At 46.7% G+C, this 3,175-nt stretch carries 3 protein-coding genes; all 3 read left to right on the forward strand.

Annotated elements, in window-relative coordinates; genetic code table 11:
* Positions 1 to 1,245: ABC transporter substrate-binding protein (locus ACT3TY_RS17785; RefSeq protein ID WP_444629084.1), on the forward strand; the 1,245-nt coding region annotated here is incomplete at its 5' end.
* A 37-nt stretch (positions 1,246 to 1,282) separates the two neighbouring features.
* Positions 1,283 to 2,299, forward strand: a complete 1,017-nt coding sequence (locus ACT3TY_RS17790; RefSeq protein WP_444629085.1) for an ABC transporter permease — start codon at positions 1,283 to 1,285, stop codon at positions 2,297 to 2,299.
* A 38-nt stretch (positions 2,300 to 2,337) separates the two neighbouring features.
* The coding region (locus ACT3TY_RS17795; RefSeq protein WP_444629086.1) for an ABC transporter permease at positions 2,338 to 3,175 on the forward strand (838 nt) is incomplete at its 3' end.

Below are 3,175 nucleotides of genomic sequence, written 5' to 3' on the forward strand. Positions count from 1 at the left end.
AACCTTAATTTAGCGCTTGCAACAACGTGGAAAGCCTTGGGCTATACCCAAGAGAATATTTCCGACTTGGTTAACCAGGTTAGCGAGTACGAAGTCGAACTCAAGTTTCCGCGTAAGCTTGATCCAAAGCTGGTGATATATACGCTGGCGACGAGTCCCAGTGCTTTTATCCTTGATAAAAAGCACGTTCTTGAACATGAGCATGAAGATGACCTTGGGCATCGCTGGTTAACTACTAACTCTGCAGGTAGTGGTGCTTTTATCCTGGAGCAATGGATTCCCCAGGACAGAATTATCATGACCAGAAATAGCCAATACTGGGGTGGCGAGCCCATCATGGAACGCGTAGTAATGCGTAATCTAAAAGAGTCACAAACGATGCGTTTGATGATCGAGCGCGGTGACATCGATGTAGCCATCGGCATGTCGGTTCCTGATATTCGCTCGCTGGAAAATGCCGAGAATGTAGATATCCAAACGACTCAGCGTGGCACCCTCTATTACGTCGCCGTTAGTATGCATAACGATATTCTAGCTAATAAAGAGGTTCGAAAGGCGATTAGAGGCACCATTAATTACGAGGGTATCAATAACAGTATTATGCCCTACTATGGAGTTTTTCATCAGCGCCCGATAAAACTTGGCCTGCCGGCTACCTTGCCGGAACCCATGTATTCAGTATCACCTGAGGAAGCTCGCGAGTTACTTCAAAGTGCGGGTTACGAAAATGGGTTTAGCACTACGATACGAGCACTTAATGAGTCTCCTTTTATTAATGCAGCTATCAACTTACAAAATAGTTTAAAGCGTATAGGAATAGATGCAGAAATTATTAGCGGATCGGGTAATCAAGTATACGGTGCGATGCGAGATCGCCGCTTTGATATTATCGTAGGGCGAGGAGGCGGCGGTTTTGCACCGCATCCAGACTCTAATCTTACCCCACTGCTTCTGAATCCGGATAATTCAGATGAAGCGAAGCTCACCAATTTTCAGGGTTGGCGTACTGGTTATCAGAATGATCGTATCAATGAATTAATTTTAGGCGCAGTTTCTGAAGCTGACAGTGATATACAAAATAGCCTTTACGAAGAAGTTCAATCCATCTATGAGGAAGAGGTTGGTGCCTTGTTCCCTTTCTCTCAAATGGTCAATACGGTAGCCGTTAGAAGTGAAGTGGAAGGGTATATAGATGATCCTGCCGCGATGACCCGCTTACGATCAGTTACCAAAAGAGGTGAGTAACCGACTTTGTTTCTACTTTAAAACGGAGCATATAATAATGATAAGATCACGTTGGTTCGGCGCGTCTAAAAAGTTAGGTGTTATCTTTATAACCCTGTTTGGCCTTTTAACAATGACATTTGTTATTGGGCGGCTAATGCCAATTGATCCCGTCTTGGCGGTCGTTGGCCCGGATGCCGATTCATCGACGTATGAACAGGTTTTTCAGCAAATGGGGCTGGATCGACCTATCTGGATTCAGTACTTCTATTACCTCCAGGATATGCTTTCGGGTGATTTCGGCTATGCCATTTTAACAGGAAGCCCTGTTATCAACGATATTATTCGGGTGTTGCCTGCCACGATAGAGCTAGCCTCTGTAGCTATCATATTTGGTGTAGGGCTTGGGGTTCCCTTGGGTGTGTATGCGGCAACACATAGAGGTCAATTGGGTGATCATTTAACGCGGATTATCACCCTTTTTGGGTATTCGACTCCTGTGTTCTGGGTCGGCATGGTGGGATTAATCATCTTTTACGCGTGGCTTAATTGGGCCGGCGCGGCTGGAAGGATCGGGTTTGCTTATGATGGGATGTTCGAAAGCTATACCGGATTTTATCTCATAGACACCCTTCTTTCTGGCAACGTAGAGGCCTTTGTTAGCGCTCTACGACATATTGCCTTGCCCGCTGCGATTCTTGGCTTGAACTCCGTCTCTTTTATTGGACGAATGACGCGCAGCTTCATGCTAGAGCAGCTCTCCCAAGAGTATGTGAAAACGGCCCGTGTGAAGGGACTTTCTGAACATAGTGTTATCTGGAAGCACGCGTTTAAAAACATTCTGGTTCAGTTGCTGACAATAGTAGCGCTTGCTTATGGGGGATTGCTGGAGGGTGCGGTACTTATTGAAACCGTATTTGCCTGGCCTGGTTTTGGACAATATTTAACTGACAGCCTCTTAATGGGCGATATGAATGCTGTCATGGCCTCAGTTCTTTTCATTGGACTTGTATTTGTTTTCTTGAATTTATTATCAGACGTCCTATACAAGCTGTTCGATCCGAGGACTAAATAATGAGAAATGCTGAAACAATAAATAACGCGGATTACTCAATGGGCCTTCGGTCTAACGTTGCACCGACCAGAGCAACGTTGTTTATTAAATCGTTTAAAAAGCTTTGTAAAAATCCGCTGAGCGCTTCCGGGGTCGTTATTGTCGCCTTGCTACTCATTCTTGCTATAGCAGCTCCCCTGATAGCCACACATGACCCGCTTCAGCAGGATTTATTGCGCACGCTATCACCACCTTCCATGGCTCATTGGTTTGGCACGGATGAGTACGGAAGAGATATCTTCAGTCGTCTTGTTTATGGCTCTCGGGTAACTCTGTATATCGTCTTTTTGGTCACTATTATTGTGGGCCCTATTGGCTTATTTATAGGCACTATGTCCGGTTATTTTGGTGGCTGGATTGACAGTACTTTTATGCGTGTTACGGATATTTTTATCTCGTTCCCAAGTCTGGTGTTAGCACTGGCTTTTGTGGCGGCCTTGGGGCCAGGGCTTGAACATGCGGTTATCGCAATAGCACTCACTTCGTGGCCTCCGGTCGCGCGCCTTGCACGGGCAGAAACGCTTACGTTAAGAAACTCAGACTACGTTGTGGCAGCTCAGTTACAAGGGGCCTCGTCGTCTCGCATACTCGTACATTACATCTCCTTGATGTGCCTGCCCTCCTTGATTGTTCGTTTAACCATGAATATGGCAACAGTCATCCTGACGGCTGCAGCGCTCGGCTTTCTAGGGCTAGGGGCGCAGCCGCCGCTACCCGAGTGGGGCGCGATGATATCGACAGGGCGTAGTTATATGCTTGAGAGCTGGTGGCTCGTTGCTTTCCCGGGCGCCGCTATCATGCTTGTCAGCTTGGCGTTCAATTTATTGGGTGACGGCC

This window comes from Halomonas sp. AOP22-C1-8, assembly GCF_052378905.1.
GTDB lineage: Bacteria > Pseudomonadota > Gammaproteobacteria > Pseudomonadales > Halomonadaceae > Vreelandella > Vreelandella citrativorans.